The sequence below is a fragment of the Streptomyces sp. NPDC014727 genome (assembly GCF_043083485.1).
Classification (GTDB): domain Bacteria; phylum Actinomycetota; class Actinomycetes; order Streptomycetales; family Streptomycetaceae; genus Streptomyces.
In genome coordinates, this window is sequence record NZ_JBIBYR010000001.1 from 114,617 (window position 1) to 127,594 (window position 12,978).

At 70.6% G+C, this 12,978-nt stretch carries 12 protein-coding genes and 1 pseudogene; 6 read left to right on the forward strand and 7 right to left on the reverse strand.

The window, feature by feature from the left end; genetic code table 11:
- Nucleotides 1–100: 100 nt before the first annotated feature.
- Entirely contained in the window at nucleotides 101–1,474 is a 1,374-nt protein-coding gene (locus ACF1B9_RS00560; protein WP_391742142.1) for a DUF1254 domain-containing protein, read from the forward strand.
- Nucleotides 1,475–1,613: 139 nt separating this feature from the next.
- Nucleotides 1,614–1,844 carry a DUF2277 domain-containing protein gene (locus tag ACF1B9_RS00565; protein WP_351075848.1) on the forward strand — a complete coding sequence of 77 codons (231 nt, stop codon included), beginning with the start codon at nucleotides 1,614–1,616 and terminating at the stop codon, nucleotides 1,842–1,844.
- On the opposite strand, the gene ACF1B9_RS00570 is transcribed toward ACF1B9_RS00565, so the two are convergent.
- The 3 genes from ACF1B9_RS00570 to ACF1B9_RS00580 form a co-directional block, all read right to left on the reverse strand.
- Nucleotides 1,825–2,499 carry a DedA family protein gene (locus ACF1B9_RS00570; protein WP_391742140.1) on the reverse strand — a complete coding sequence of 225 codons (675 nt, stop codon included), beginning with the start codon at nucleotides 2,497–2,499 and terminating at the stop codon, nucleotides 1,825–1,827. The two genes, ACF1B9_RS00565 and ACF1B9_RS00570, sit on opposite strands and share 20 nt — an antisense overlap.
- A 386-nt stretch (nucleotides 2,500–2,885) precedes the next feature.
- The gene (locus ACF1B9_RS00575; RefSeq protein ID WP_391742139.1) at nucleotides 2,886–3,341 is read right to left on the reverse strand and encodes a DoxX family protein; all 456 of its coding nucleotides are present in this window, start codon (nucleotides 3,339–3,341) and stop codon (nucleotides 2,886–2,888) included.
- Between the two features lie 1,274 nt (nucleotides 3,342–4,615).
- Nucleotides 4,616–5,260: an HNH endonuclease family protein gene (locus ACF1B9_RS00580; protein WP_376217117.1), complete on the reverse strand. Its 645-nt coding sequence runs from the start codon at nucleotides 5,258–5,260 to the stop codon at nucleotides 4,616–4,618.
- Between the two features lie 269 nt (nucleotides 5,261–5,529).
- On the opposite strand from ACF1B9_RS00580, the gene ACF1B9_RS00585 reads away from it, so the two are divergent.
- Nucleotides 5,530–6,264, forward strand: a complete 735-nt coding sequence (locus ACF1B9_RS00585) for an ABC transporter permease (RefSeq protein ID WP_391742137.1) — start codon at nucleotides 5,530–5,532, stop codon at nucleotides 6,262–6,264.
- Nucleotides 6,265–6,281: 17 nt separating this feature from the next.
- Here the strand turns inward: ACF1B9_RS00585 and ACF1B9_RS00590 are convergent, their stop codons facing one another.
- Nucleotides 6,282–6,932: an HAD-IA family hydrolase gene (locus ACF1B9_RS00590; RefSeq protein WP_391742295.1), complete on the reverse strand. Its 651-nt coding sequence runs from the start codon at nucleotides 6,930–6,932 to the stop codon at nucleotides 6,282–6,284.
- Nucleotides 6,933–7,008: 76 nt separating this feature from the next.
- Between ACF1B9_RS00590 and ACF1B9_RS00595 the strand changes: the two are divergent.
- Both ACF1B9_RS00595 and ACF1B9_RS00600 read left to right on the forward strand, forming a co-directional pair.
- Nucleotides 7,009–7,251: pseudogene (locus tag ACF1B9_RS00595) on the forward strand (IS110 family transposase); the annotation flags it as partial.
- A gap of 165 nt (nucleotides 7,252–7,416) precedes the next feature.
- The gene (locus tag ACF1B9_RS00600; RefSeq protein ID WP_391742136.1) at nucleotides 7,417–7,887 is read left to right on the forward strand and encodes a hypothetical protein; all 471 of its coding nucleotides are present in this window, start codon (nucleotides 7,417–7,419) and stop codon (nucleotides 7,885–7,887) included.
- A gap of 349 nt (nucleotides 7,888–8,236) precedes the next feature.
- On the opposite strand, the gene ACF1B9_RS00605 is transcribed toward ACF1B9_RS00600, so the two are convergent.
- The 3 genes from ACF1B9_RS00605 to ACF1B9_RS00615 all read right to left on the reverse strand — a co-directional run bounded on the left by ACF1B9_RS00605 (nucleotide 8,237) and on the right by ACF1B9_RS00615 (nucleotide 10,505).
- A complete protein-coding gene (locus ACF1B9_RS00605; RefSeq protein WP_391742135.1) occupies nucleotides 8,237–8,671 on the reverse strand; it encodes a hypothetical protein in 435 nt (144 codons plus the stop codon).
- Nucleotides 8,635–9,195, reverse strand: a complete 561-nt coding sequence (locus ACF1B9_RS00610; RefSeq protein WP_391742134.1) for a poly-gamma-glutamate hydrolase family protein — start codon at nucleotides 9,193–9,195, stop codon at nucleotides 8,635–8,637. Before ACF1B9_RS00610 ends, ACF1B9_RS00605 begins: the two co-directional genes overlap by 37 nt.
- A 272-nt stretch (nucleotides 9,196–9,467) precedes the next feature.
- Nucleotides 9,468–10,505 (reverse strand): peptidoglycan-binding protein, encoded by a 1,038-nt coding sequence (locus ACF1B9_RS00615; RefSeq protein ID WP_391742133.1) that lies wholly within the window; start codon nucleotides 10,503–10,505, stop codon nucleotides 9,468–9,470.
- A 395-nt stretch (nucleotides 10,506–10,900) separates the two neighbouring features.
- On the opposite strand from ACF1B9_RS00615, the gene ACF1B9_RS00620 reads away from it, so the two are divergent.
- Complete coding sequence (locus tag ACF1B9_RS00620) at nucleotides 10,901–12,967, forward strand: DHA2 family efflux MFS transporter permease subunit (protein WP_391742131.1); 2,067 nt, start codon at nucleotides 10,901–10,903, stop codon at nucleotides 12,965–12,967.
- Nucleotides 12,968–12,978 lie beyond the last annotated feature (11 nt).

A 12,978-nucleotide genomic window follows, 5' to 3' on the forward strand; every position in this document is an offset into this window, starting at 1 on the left:
TGTTCCAGGAGATGTTCCGGGACGTGTTCCAGGACGTGTTCCGGGATGCCCCGCCGCTCCGTTGCGACCCGCTTCCTGAACGGGTGAGGGGAGGACCGCGATGCCGGAGGAGAGCACGGAAGAACTCGTCGCCCTTGCCACCGAGGCGTACGTCTACGGCTGTCCGCTGGTCCATGGCCTGTCGGCGGTCGAGGACTTCATGCAGACGGGTATCGGGCCGCTGCCGCCCACTGCCTTCAACCACTTCGCCCACTCCGAACAACAGGCGTCCCCCGGAACGGCTTGCGTGACCGTCGACCACGACACGGTCCACTCCGTCGCCCACCTCGACCTCTCCGGCGGGCCGGTGCTGCTCCATGTCCCCGACACGGACGGCGCGTACTACGTGCTGCAGTTCGTGGACGCCTGGACCAACAACTTCGCGTACGTCGGCCACCGTGCCACCGGCACGCAGGCCGGGGACTGGCTCGTCGCGCCGCCCGGCTGGTCGGGCGGCGTGCCCGGCTCGGTGCGCGGCGTGATCGACGCTCCGACCTCCGTCGTCTCCGTCATCGGCCGCAACGTCTGCGACGGCCCGGACGACATGGGCCGGGTCCGCGCGCTGCAGGCACAGCTCACCCTCACCCATCTGGAACCGGGTACCCACCGCACGGGTCTCCCGGCACCCGACCCCGACGTACCCGAGCCGCTGCGGTTCTTCGAACAGCTCAGGGTCTGGATGGCCGACTTTCCGCCGTCCGCGGCCGACCGGGCGTACCAGGACCGGTTTCAGCCGCTGGGGCTGTTGGAGGAGGGGCCGTCGCCGTACGTGTCCGCCGATCCCGCCCTCGTGCTCGCACTGACCGAGGGCCTGGTCCGGGGCAGAGTGCGGGTGGAGGAGGCGGGCCGGTCCCCGGCGGCGGGCGGGGGCTGGGAGATGGATCCGCACCTCTTCGACTACAACCTCGACCACTACGGTGTCGGGGCCCTCGACTCGCCGGAATGGCGGATCGAGGACCGGGAGAGCTCCTACCGGACCAGGGCGGTGGCGGCACGGACCTGGCTGTGGGGTGTCCACGGCTACGAGGCGGTGTACGCCCACACCCTGCGCGACGCCGACGGCGAGCGGTTGAACGGGGCCCACTCCTATGTGCTGCGCTTCGACCGGCCGCCTCCGGTCGGGGCGTTCTGGTCCATGACGATGTACGACGTGCCGGACCACCGCCTCGTCGGGAATCCCCTCGGGAGGTACTCCATCGGTGACCGCACCCCGGGCCTCGTGTACGGCGAGGACGGTTCGCTGACGATCCGCATCCAGCGGGAGCGGCCGGACGACCTGGCCGCGGCGGCGAACTGGCTGCCCGCGCCGGCCGGGGAGTTCCGGCCGGTGCTCGCGCTCTACGAGCCGGGGCCGGAGATCCTCGACGGCGTGTACGAGATCCCCGCCCTCGAACGGACCGGGGAAGGGGACGGCTCACGGCGAACGGAGCGATGAGGCGGGGGTGAAGATGAGGCGGGGGCGAAGGTGTCGGGCCGACACCCGTCCCGGCCGTCGAACGAATCCATGCCCGTCCCGGCCGCCGGGCCGACGCGTTCTCCCGGCCGTTGTCAGTGGCCCGGTCCACACTGGAGGCATGTGCCGCAGCATCAAGACCCTTCGCCCGCCCGTCCTGCCCGAAGAGGCCACCGAGGAGGAGATCCGGGCCGCCGCCCTGCAGTTCGTACGCAAGGTGTCAGGCTTCCGCGCTCCGGCCGCGCACAATCAGGAGGTGTTCGACCGGGCCGTCGACGAGATCGCCGAGGCGACCGCCAGGCTGCTGGACGGTCTGGAGATACGGGGTGCGGTCAGGACGCCGACACCGTAGTCGCCGTCGCAGTCGCCGATGCCTGGGCGGCCGCCGCCGCTGCCGGGCGGCGCATGACGTACGCGGCCAGGGCTCCCGCCACGAACAGGGCGAGGACCGAGACGGCCGTGCCCACCCAGGTCGCGCCGAGCCACTGGCCGCCGAAGTAGCCGAGGCCCACGCTGTAACCGGCCCAGGCCACGCCCGCCAGGGCCGACCAGGGCAGGAATTCCGTCGCCTTGCGATGCGCGGCGCCGGCGCCCAGGGAGACGACCGAGCGCCCTGCCGGGGCGAAGCGGGCGATGATGACGAGGATGCCGCCGCCCCGGGCGAGGGCGGCGCCGAGGCGTTCCTGCGCGGAGGTGAGGCGGCGGGAGCGGGCTATGGCCCGGTCCAGACGCTCGCCGCCGCGCCAGGCCAGCCGATAGGCGACGAGGTCGCCGAGGACCGAGGCGGCGGCCGCGCACAGGATCAGCGCGAGGAGCGAGGGGACTTGGGGCACCTGCTCGGCGGCCGCCCCGGCGACGGTCGTCGAACCGGCGGCGGCGGCCGTGGCAGCGGTGATCACCAGGACCCCGCTGGGCAGCACGGGCAGAAAGACGTCCAGGAGCACCGAGAGGGCGACCACGGCGTAGATCCATGGGCTGCCGGTCAGTGCGCCCACACTCTCAAGCACCTACTACTCCCCGATCCGGAACAACGCCGCGACGTCGCAGGGGAGCGGCAGGAGCGGCAGGGCCAGCTGTACAGCGTACGCCTGACGCTCATCCGGTGATCTACAAATACGCGCGATGTTGGGAAGGTCACGTACGCCCGGAAATGGGAAGCTCGGGTTCCGGGCGTACGTGGGCTGCTGCCCGCGGGCTGGGGGGATGTGCCGTCCTCGGAGCGGCCCGCAGGCGGGATCCGCCGTGTGCGGGGCGGCTCGCGGACGCGGGGGCGACCGTGTGCGGAACGGCCCGCGGGCGCCGGGGCCGGGCCTGCACGGATCAGCCCGTCATGGCTGCCTCGGCTGTCGTGGCCGCCGCGGCGGTCTGCCGGCTGTCGCGGGCTTCCCGTGCGTCAGACGGTTACGGCCGGCGCCTGCTCGTGCGCGTGCTCCTCGCCGTGCTCCGCGGCGCCCCGGCCGAACAGCCGGTCGAGGGCCAGCGCGCCGGGGCCGGTGAAGACGAGCAGGAGGAACGCCCAGCAGTAGACGGCCGAGGGCTCGCCGCCGTTCTGCAGCGGGAAGAGCGCCTCGGGCTGGTGGACCTTGAAGTACGCGTACGCCATGGAGCCGGACGAGATGAGGGCGGCGACACGGGTGCCCAGGCCGAGCGCCACCAGGCCGCCGCCGACGAGCTGGATGACTGCCGCGTACCAGCCGGGCCAGGTTCCGGCGGGTATGGAGCCGCCGCCCATCGCGCCGCCGAGGACGCCGAAGAGCGAGGCGGTGCCATGGCAGGCGAAGAGCAGGCCTACGACGATCCGGAACAGGCCGAGAGCGTAGGGCTGAGCCTGATTCAAACGTGCGTGCATGGGGGGAGGGCTCCTTCGGTCTGGTGGGGACGTGAACCGATTGAGTGCCACAGATTAGGGAAACCTCACCAATGCTTGCAAGTTCAACATTCTGTCGACTGGCTGAAAGTTGCCCTGTGGCTGTCGACCAATGCTTGCGTCGGCACCGTCTCCAGCTGCACACCTTCCTTCGTTGCCTTGGCCTGAACCAATGTCGGCGCAACTTTCCGGCCACGCGGGACGAGTGGCATGAGGAGATCAACGAACGGGGGTGCGTCTCTCTGTGAGGGTGTGCTGGAGTCGCGCTCGCCTGCTCGTGTCGTGCTGTGGGCCGACCGAGGCGCCGGTGGAACGGCTGTCGGCCGGGCCGGAGGGTGGTTCCGGGTGGCCCGGGGGACGAGTGGTGCGCGAGGGGGCAGGTCAGCCGACGGGCGCGTGCGTCGAGGGGGGCCATCGGATGCCCAGGGGGCGTGGGGGCTCCATGGTGTACGCATGGTGCACAACACCTGACACTGCGCAAACCATCGCAAGCTAGGTCGGCCTCCCGGTCCTGTCGCCGGACCGGCCCCGTCGGTTCCTGGAAGGAGCCGGGGAAGAGCGTCCGATGTTCCAGGTGGGAGCGCCGGCACGGCTTCCCGCCGGAGCCGGTCCGGCATCCCTCGGGTCCGCGGCGCTCGCCCTGACGGTGCGCGGCGTTCCGCTGCGCCGCGTCGTGGGCGGGCGGCGGCAGGGGGATGCGGCGCGAGGTGTCGAACAAGGGATGGCCGTAGGGACCGGGGCCGGTGGAGGTCTCCTCGCGCTCCTGGTGGGCCGCATCGGCGTCGAGTGCCGATCGCCGCCGCTCGCCGAGCGTGCGGGCCGCGAGGGGAGCCCTTCGTCGGCAGCCCTACTCGGCCGAAAACACTCCGGTGGCTCCGGCGCGTACGCTCCGCCGCACCGGCTCCGCGGCGGAGCGGCGCGGCGTCCCGGCGCGGCCGGCGCGCTTCCCGCGCCAAGCGCCTCCCGGCCGGCCCCGCCTCCGGCCCGCCCGGTGGGTGACCGAGGCGGCGGTCACGGCCGCTGCGTCGTGCCCTCGCGCCATTACCGCGTACGGGTAGGGAGCCATGCGGTGTGCACGGCTCCCTACCCGGCCACGAACGACGGGGGAGGGGCGGGTAGTTCGGCTTCGCGCCCCCGCCGACCCGTTCGCCGACCTGTTCGCCGACCTGTTCGCCGAGTCGCTCGGTGCGGCGTTCGGTGCGGTGTCCGGCGTGGCGCCCGCCGCGGTGTTCAGCGGTCTTTCAACGCCGCTGTTCTCAGCAGTTGTTGAGGACCGACTGAAGGGCGCTCTTCTCGGCCGAGTCGACGCTCAGGTTGTAGTAGTGCTTCACATGCACCCAGGCGCGCACGTAGGTGCAGCGGTACGAGGTGAGCGGGGGCAGCCACTTGGCCGGGTCCTTGTCGCCCTTGGACTGGTTGACGTTGTCCGTGACGGCGATGAGCTGCGGGCGCGTCAAGTCGTTGGCGTATGCCTGCCGTTGGGCGGTGGTCCAGCTGCTGGCGCCCGATCGCCAGGCCTCGGCGAGCGGGACCATGTGGTCGATGTCCAGATCGGAGGCGGCGGTCCAGGTGGCGCCGTCGTACTCCGAGTACCAACTGCCGCTGACGGCCGCGCAACTGGCGTCCTGCGTCACGTTCGTGCCGTCCCGCTTGAGGACGACCTCACGCGTGTTGCAGGTGCCCGACTGGGTGATCCAGTGCGGGAACTTGTCGCGACTGTAGCCGGTCGACGAGCCCTCGGCGGAGACGGTCAACTGGCTCAGATATGTGCGGGCGGTCGATGCCGAGACCGGGGTGGGCATGGCCGCCTGGGCGGTGGGGGCGGTGAGCAGGCCGGTCGTTGCGGCGAGGGCGGCGGATGCGGCGAGGACGGCGATGCGACGCGCGTAGACACCTGACATGCGAACTCCTTGTGCGTGGGGGGAACTTGGACGGGTTACCTGTGGGGCCCGGCCATCGTGGCGGCGCCGGGTTTCCGTGGGGTGGGCGCCAGGTAACAGAGTGGCGACATGGGCACGTCACATCAAGAGTTCTGACGAACGGTGCTGGAGCAATGGGGGCGTACGTCCGCATCTGTGCGGGGCGTATGTGCTGACGCATCGGCAACCGACCTGTGACGAGGGCCGGTTGGTGGATTCCGGTCGGACCGGACCGGTCATAGGGTTACGGCGTGCTGCTACCGGTCGACATCACGCTCGGGGTCGTCCTCGCCCTGTTGCTCGCGGCGGCGGCCGGCGTCGCCGCACTGGCCTCGCTCGGCCGCTCGCGGGAGATCCTGCTGGCCGGGCTGCGGGCCGCGGTCCAACTCGCCGCGGTGTCCCTGCTCATCGGCTGGGTGGTCGGTTCGCTGCCGCCACTGCTCGCGTTCGTGGCGCTGATGTACGCCGTGGCGACGGTGACCGCGGGCCGCCGGGTCACCCGCAATCGGACCTGGTGGTGGGCGGCTCTGCCGATCGGGGCGGGGGTCGCACCGGTGATCGCCCTGCTGCTGTCCACCGGACTCGTCCCGGTCCGGGGCATCGCGCTGATCCCGGTGACCGGCATCCTCGTCGGGGGTGCGCTCACCGCGACCGTGCTCGGCGGTCGGCGGGCGCTGGACGAGCTGACGACCCGGCGCGGGGAGGTCGAGGCCGCTATGGCGCTCGGGCTGCTCGACCGTGACGCGAGGCTGGAGATCGCACGCCCCGCGGCGGCGGACGCGCTGTTGCCGGGGCTCGATCAGACGCGGACGGTCGGGCTCGTCACCTTGCCGGGCGCCTTCGTGGGCATGCTGCTGGGCGGCGCCTCACCGGTCCAGGCGGGGGCCGTGCAACTGTTCGTGCTGGTCGCGCTGCTGGCCGTGCAGGCGGTGGCCGTCACGGTCGTGCTCGAACTGGTGGCGCGGGGGCGGCTGCACCGGGACTGACGTCCGCCGGGCAGGGGTCATCGCGCGCTGATGTGCAGCCGGATCGAACCGTCGGCTGCCGCTTCCACCCGGAGCTGTGTCAGGTCATCGATGTGCGCGTCGGGCGAAAGTGCCGCGGCCCGAGGGCCGACGCCCACCACGCGCATGCCCGCCGCCCGGCCGGCCGCGATGCCCGCCTCCGAGTCCTCGAAGACGACGCAGTCCGCCGGGGCGAAGCCCAGTTCGGCCGCTCCCTTCAGGAAGCCCTCGGGGTCCGGCTTGCTGGCGCCGACGCACTCCGCGGTGACGCGGGTGGCCGGCATCCGCAGGCCGGACGCGGTCATCCGGGTCCGGGCCAGTGCCGCGTCGGCCGAGGTGACCAGGGCGTGCGGAAGCGCGGCGATCGCGTCCATGAAGGCGGGGGCGCCGGCGATCGGGACGACGCCGTCGGTGTCGGCGGTCTCCTCGGCGAGCATCACCCGGTTGTCCGCGTAGTTCTGCTCCATCGGACGGTCCGGGAGGAGCGCCGCCATGGTGGCGTACCCCTGCCGCCCGTGCACCACCTTGAGCGCCGCCTCCGGGTCGAGCCCCTCCCGCAGCGCCCAGCGCCGCCAGCAGCGCTCCACGACGGCGTCGGAGTTCACGAGGGTGCCGTCCATGTCCAGGAGCAACGCCTTAAAAACACCAATGGTCTCTGACCTGGGCACGGGGCCATCCTCTACGCCGTAGCTTATTTGTTTCGCCACGATACAAAGAAGCGTGCTGCTCTGGCCAATCCAGAGACGCAACGGAGCCCCGGCCGGCCGACGGGGGCGGTCGGCCGGGGCGGTTTCGGGAGCTACAGCGCGGGCTGTGACGATGCCGGGGCCGTCGCAGGCGTACTACCGGAAGAAGCGAGGTGAGGGGCTGATCCACACCCAGGCGCTGCTGTCCCTTGCCCGGCGCAGGGTGGACGTGCTGTGGGCGATGCTGAGGGACAAACGCCTGTTCACGGTCGCCTCGCCAGTTCCGGCGCGGCTTGACTTCTGCCTTGACATGCCCTGTGCGGTTGGCCGGGGCGTGCGATGCGCCGGCCGGATGGACGGATCGGCGAAGGCGCTACCGGATCCCCCACACCAGGCGACCTCAGAGAGTAATCTATTGATCACTGACCGCCATTAGGGAAAGGTCTCCATGGCTACTGACGGCATCACAACCGGCAAGAAGTACTACCTCGTCCACGACAACCGGGGGGTGGGCTTCGAAGGGAACTGGCTCAGGCTGTCCAAGACCGACGGCGACAACTGGCATCCGGTCATCTTCCATGACCATCAGGGTACCGATTACGTCATCGAGCACACCGAGGCCAGCTCGAAGGACAACGCGTACTGGACGTGGGATTCCAAGGGTGTCCTCCTCAAGAGTTACGACGACGCCACCCTCTGGCACACCCTCCCCACCGAGAATGGGATCATGCTGTACGGCAAGTACAGGCGCCTCGTACACGCACCCAAGAGCAGCAAGAGGTGGCTTGAGACCGAGTCCTGGCCCGAGCTTTTGCAGAAATTCAACTCGGCCGACCGGTCTGTGGCAGTAGACCGCACCAAGCTGGAAGAAGACCCCACCAAGACGGCACGTTTCGAGTTCAAGCTGATCCCCGCCTGACCGGGCCCCCGTCGTATCGCGTCAGGCCCCACCGTTCCGGCCTGCCCCGTGGGTCCGGGTACTCGCTGGGAGTTGAGGATTGTGGCCCCTCCTGCGGCGCCCTTCGTGACGGTCATGGTGCCCTGTTGGCCCACGGTGTTGCTGGTCATGCCGCCGCGGTAGGCGATGCGGTACGCCCGTCCCGAACGGAAGGTGATGGGCGGTGCAGTGATCGCTGCCTGCGGGGCGGTGCTGGTGGTGGGCGTCGTGGACGACGTGAGGGCGGTGTAGTTCACCACCCAGGGCGCGCCGTCCCTGAGTCTGGTGGCAGTGATTCGCTGTCCGGCGAGCCAGCCATGGGGGTGCCTCCTTAAAGAGCGGCGATGGTGGGTACGGCGAGGCGGACATCCGTGCCGGCCGTCTGGGGTTTACTGATGCCGTTTACGGCTCGGGTGACGGCGAACGTCTGCACGGTGCCGGCCCCGTCGAAATCGCCCCAGGACGCGACTACCGGAAGTGTCCCGGTGTAGGCGGTCGACAGGATGGCGCGCATTCCTACCTGCCCTGTCTCCGTCAGGTCGGTGTCTGTCGTCTCCAGCTGCCACGTGCTCGGTTCCGGCGCGGTGGCGGGCCAGACGCGGGCGCGGAGCGTTGTCCCCGTCACCTGAAACCGGATCGCGAACCGCGCGGTCGCGGCGTGGGAAAGGCCGGTGGTGTTCTGCACCAGCAGCGATTCCGTACCGGCGACCCGCTTTCGGAGTGTCAGGATCACCGTCTGCGTGGGCGAGAACTCGACGCGGGCCAAATAGCAGTTGTTCGTGTCGGTAGCACGGGCGGCGAGTGCGAGGAAATGGCCACCGCCCGCCGCGAGCGTGTCTGTGCCCACCGCCCCGCGATCTCTGATGGCGCGGTGGTCACGAGGAACCCGGCGCGGGTCAGTGAATCGGTGAGCCGGGCAACCACGTCGGCATCGAGTCCGCCGATCGCGGTCTCAGGCACACCATCGGTGCCCACGTATCCGTGGAAGGACAAGCACCGGCGCACCCCGGCCACAAGGGATTGCCCCATCGGCTCGTCGAAGCGCGTCGAGGTGATGTGCAAGGTGGTGTTATTGCTGGCCTTGAGCCCGGCGAACTCGTAGTACGCCATGGCCGATCCCCCGAGCGAGATCTCGCGGGCCATCTCGCCCGACCCGCCCTCGATCCCGCCACCGTGAATGGCTGTCGCGGCCCACGTCGCCCCGGCCGGGGCGACCGCGGCTCGGCGCCACGCCGTGCCCTCCTGTTCAGCTGCGGCCAACTGCGCGAAGTTGCTGTACGTGTCAGCCATTGGTCAGCCCCCCTGTACCCGCGCCGATCAACGTGCATCGCCTGAAAGTGCTACAGAGGGTTAGCTGAGAAGGAGGGTGCGGCCTGTGAGGGCGGTGGCCGGCATGGGCGGGTTCCAGGGCACGGGGGGAGAGGAAAGCACGGGTGAAGAGAACAAGCAGCCTCGCCCGCCGGTCAGGGGGTGGCGGGCGGAGGCTACTTTGTTTCATCACGATACAAAAAGCTGTCCCCGAAAGCCAATTCCGTGTCGGACGGGGCTTTGGGCGCAGGCCTTCAGGAGCGGCCCCGTCCCGTCGTCTCCGCCTCCAGTGCGCGGCGCGTGCGGGGTCCGTACACCCCGGGCTGGTCACCCTCGATCGCCTTGTACGACTGATAGACGCTCACGGCGTGCTCGACCTGCCCCGTGTAGTCGCCGTCGTCCCGTCCGTGGAACAGCCAGATCTCCTCCAGCCGACGTTGCAGCTCCGCCACCTCGGGTCCCTGGTCGCCGGGGCGCAGTGTGGGACCTTCCGGTGGCGCGGGCGGCGCGACCGACGCCGGACGGCTCGCGTGCGGCGTGGACGCCGGGCGTGGGGGCGGGGTCGTGGCGGGTTGCGAGGTGGCGGAAGCGGACGGTGACGGTGAGGCGCTCGCCGAGGGGGGTGCGGAGGCGGGCGCGGACGGTGACGTGGTCGCCGTTCCGGAGGGCGGGGGCGGCAACACGGAGGCCGGTGCCGACTCCTCCGCCCGGACGCTTGCCTCGGGAATGCTCGCCATCGTGGTCGGCAGGGCCGTGTCCCGGTCTGCGTCCCCGTTGCCGCTTCCGTCGAGCAGGCCCCCTGCGAACGCCGCCGTGCCCACCACCGCGATCACGGCCGTACCCACGGCGAGTGCCCCGAAGGGCCGTCGTCGGCGAGGCCGAACGGGATCGGCGTCGGGCGCGAAGGGTGCGGCGGAGGCCGGTCCCGAGGCCGATGTGGCCCCCTCGGCGGGGGCCGGGGCGAAGGATGGCGCGGGGCATTGCGCGGAGTTCGGCGCGAGGGGCGGCAGGGCGGCCGTCGTGCCGCCCGCTTCGGCCGGTTCGACGGCGTCCGGCGGTGGCCCCGCCGTCCGCCGGCCGAGAAGGAGCGGCATCGTCGTGGTCGCGTCTCCCGCCGGGTGGCGGGGCGAGTCGGGCCGCTGCGGCTCGTCGTCGGTGGCCGGAGTCTCGTCGACCCCCAGTGTCACGTACGGCCGGATCCGTAGCGGATCGAAGTCCTCCGCCGCCGCGATCTCTGCCCTGTCGGCCGCCGACCGCTCGGCGACCCGTTGCTGCTCGGCGGCTCTGCGCAATTCGTCGCCGCGCTGCGTCCCCCGCTCCCCGCACCTGCAGCCCTGTCCGGACCCGGGTCTTCCGGTCGGTTCTCCGCCGGGTCTCCGTCCCTCGTCCGGTGGTCTTCTGTCCATACCGCACTCCGGGCACATATGTCCGGTCATTGTGGGCCCCTCCCCTTGAACTGCCTGCGATTATGCAGCCCGCCACCGAGATGCCCAATGCCGTACCGAAATGCGGTATCCGGTCCATGCCGCACCGTGACGCCGCCCCCTGATCCGTCCTGCCATGTCCCCTCGGGGCCGTTCCGACCGGTCCCGGTCCCTCCAGGTCGTTCCTCTCGAGTGCCGCTCGGCAGGCCATAACCGCGCAGAACAGCCAGGATGGGGAGGTAGTGGACCCGAGGAGATGTTCTATGGCCCAGCACCTGAGCCCCCAGGCCGCGGCCCCGGCCCCCGGTGAAGGCCGTTCCACGCGGTCGGTCATGGTGGCCATAGGTGCGCTGCTCCTCGGAATGCTCCTGGCCGCACTCGACCAGACCATCGTCTCCACCGCGCTGCCGACCATCGTGAGCGACCTCGGCGGTCTGGAACATCTCTCCTGGGTGGTCACGGCCTATTTGCTGGCGTCGACCGCCGCGACTCCGCTCTGGGGCAAGCTCGGCGACCAGTACGGGCGCAAGAAGCTCTTCCAGACCGCGATCGTCATCTTCCTCATCGGCTCGGCGCTCTGCGGCATCGCCCAGAACATGCCACAGCTCATCGCCTTCCGGGCTCTTCAGGGTCTCGGCGGCGGCGGCCTCATCGTGCTCTCGATGGCGATCGTCGGCGACATCGTCGCGCCGCGCGAACGAGGCAAGTACCAGGGTCTGTTCGGCGCGGTCTTCGGTACGACGAGCGTCCTCGGGCCGCTTCTCGGCGGGTTCTTCACCGAACATCTCAGCTGGCGCTGGGTCTTCTACGTCAACCTGCCGATCGGCGTCGTCGCACTCCTCGTGATCGCCGCCGTGCTGCACATCCCGGTCCGGCGCACGCAGCACGCCATCGACTACCTCGGCACCTTCCTCATCGCCTCCGTCGCCACCTGCCTGGTCCTCGTCGCCTCGCTCGGCGGCACCACCTGGGCGTGGGGCTCGGCGCAGATCGTCGCTCTCGCCGCTCTGAGCGTGCTGCTGCTGATCGCCTTCGTGTACGTGGAACGCCGCGCCGCGGAGCCCGTCATCCCGCTGAAGCTGTTCCGGATCAGGACCTTCAGTCTCGTCGCCGTCATCAGCTTCGTCGTCGGCTTCGCGATGTTCGGCGCGATGACCTACCTGCCGACGTTCCTGCAAGTGGTGCACAACATCACGCCGACGATGTCCGGTGTGCACATGCTCCCGATGGTGTTCGGTCTGCTTCTCACCTCGACCGTGTCCGGGCAGATCGTCAGCCGCACGGGCCGCTGGAAGGTCTTCCCGATCGCGGGCACCGGCGTCACCGCGATCGGCCTGCAGCTCCTGCACCGGCTGACGGAGACCAGCAGCACCTTGGAGATGAGCGTCTACTTCTTCGTCTTCGGAGCCGGCCTCGGTCTGGTGATGCAGGTTCTCGTCCTGGTCGTGCAGAACGCCGTCACGTACGAGGACCTCGGTGTCGCCACGTCCGGTGCCACCTTCTTCCGCTCCATCGGCGCCTCGTTCGGAGTCGCCGTCTTCGGCACGATCTTCACCAACCGGCTCACCGCCAAACTGACCGCGGCGCTGGCCGGTCGCACCCTGCCCACCGGGGCCAGCGCCGAGGGGCTGGCCGCCGACCCGCGCGCCATCGGCCGGCTGCCGCCCGTGCTGCGGCCGGCGGTCCTGCACGCGTACTCGACCTCCATCACCGACGTGTTCCTGTACGCGGCACCCGTCGTCCTGGTCGCCTTCGTCTTCGCCTGGTTCCTCAAGGAGGACAGGCTGCGCGGTTCGGTGACCGCGCCGGAGCCCAGCGAGACCCTGGCGTCGAACCCGGTCGAGCGGTCCTCGTACGACGAATGCGCCCGAGCGCTCTCGGTGCTGGCCACCCGCGAGGGGCGTCGCGAGGTCTACGAGAAGATCACCGCGAGGGCGGGGTACGACCTGCTGCCCGCGGCGAGCTGGATGCTGCTGCGCATAAAGCGTCACGGCACGGTCGAGCCGGCCGCGCTCGCCGAGGCCGCCCCGGTGCCGCTGCGGGTGATCAACGAGGCGGCGCGGCAACTGGAGGAGCGCGGACTGGTCCGCCGCGAAGGCGTGCAACTGGTGCTCACCGAGAGCGGCGCGGAAGTGGTGGTGAAGCTCGCGGCGGCCCGCGAGGAGTCGATGGCCGAGCTGCTGGGCGACTGGTGGGGGCCGGACCGGCCGACCGACCTGGTCGGACTCGTGGCGGAGCTGACCGCGGAGACGAACGGGTCGAGCAGGGAACGGCCCCACAGTCCCGAGCCGAGGCGGGACCACGCGGCCGGACCCGCGTGGCCTGTCTGAGCCGCTTCTTC

Excerpts from the sequence above, each read along its gene's own strand:
- ACF1B9_RS00560 (WP_391742142.1), top strand. The coding sequence starts at position 101 with ATGCCGGAGGAGAGCACGGAAGAACTCGTCGCCCTTGCCACCGAGGCG.
- ACF1B9_RS00565 (WP_351075848.1), top strand. The coding sequence starts at position 1,614 with ATGTGCCGCAGCATCAAGACCCTTCGCCCGCCCGTCCTGCCCGAAGAG.
- ACF1B9_RS00575 (WP_391742139.1), bottom strand. The coding sequence starts at position 3,341 with ATGCACGCACGTTTGAATCAGGCTCAGCCCTACGCTCTCGGCCTGTTC.
- ACF1B9_RS00580 (WP_376217117.1), bottom strand. The coding sequence starts at position 5,260 with ATGTCAGGTGTCTACGCGCGTCGCATCGCCGTCCTCGCCGCATCCGCC.
- ACF1B9_RS00600 (WP_391742136.1), top strand. The coding sequence starts at position 7,417 with ATGGCTACTGACGGCATCACAACCGGCAAGAAGTACTACCTCGTCCAC.
- ACF1B9_RS00610 (WP_391742134.1), bottom strand. The coding sequence starts at position 9,195 with ATGGCTGACACGTACAGCAACTTCGCGCAGTTGGCCGCAGCTGAACAG.
- ACF1B9_RS00620 (WP_391742131.1), top strand. The coding sequence starts at position 10,901 with ATGGCCCAGCACCTGAGCCCCCAGGCCGCGGCCCCGGCCCCCGGTGAA.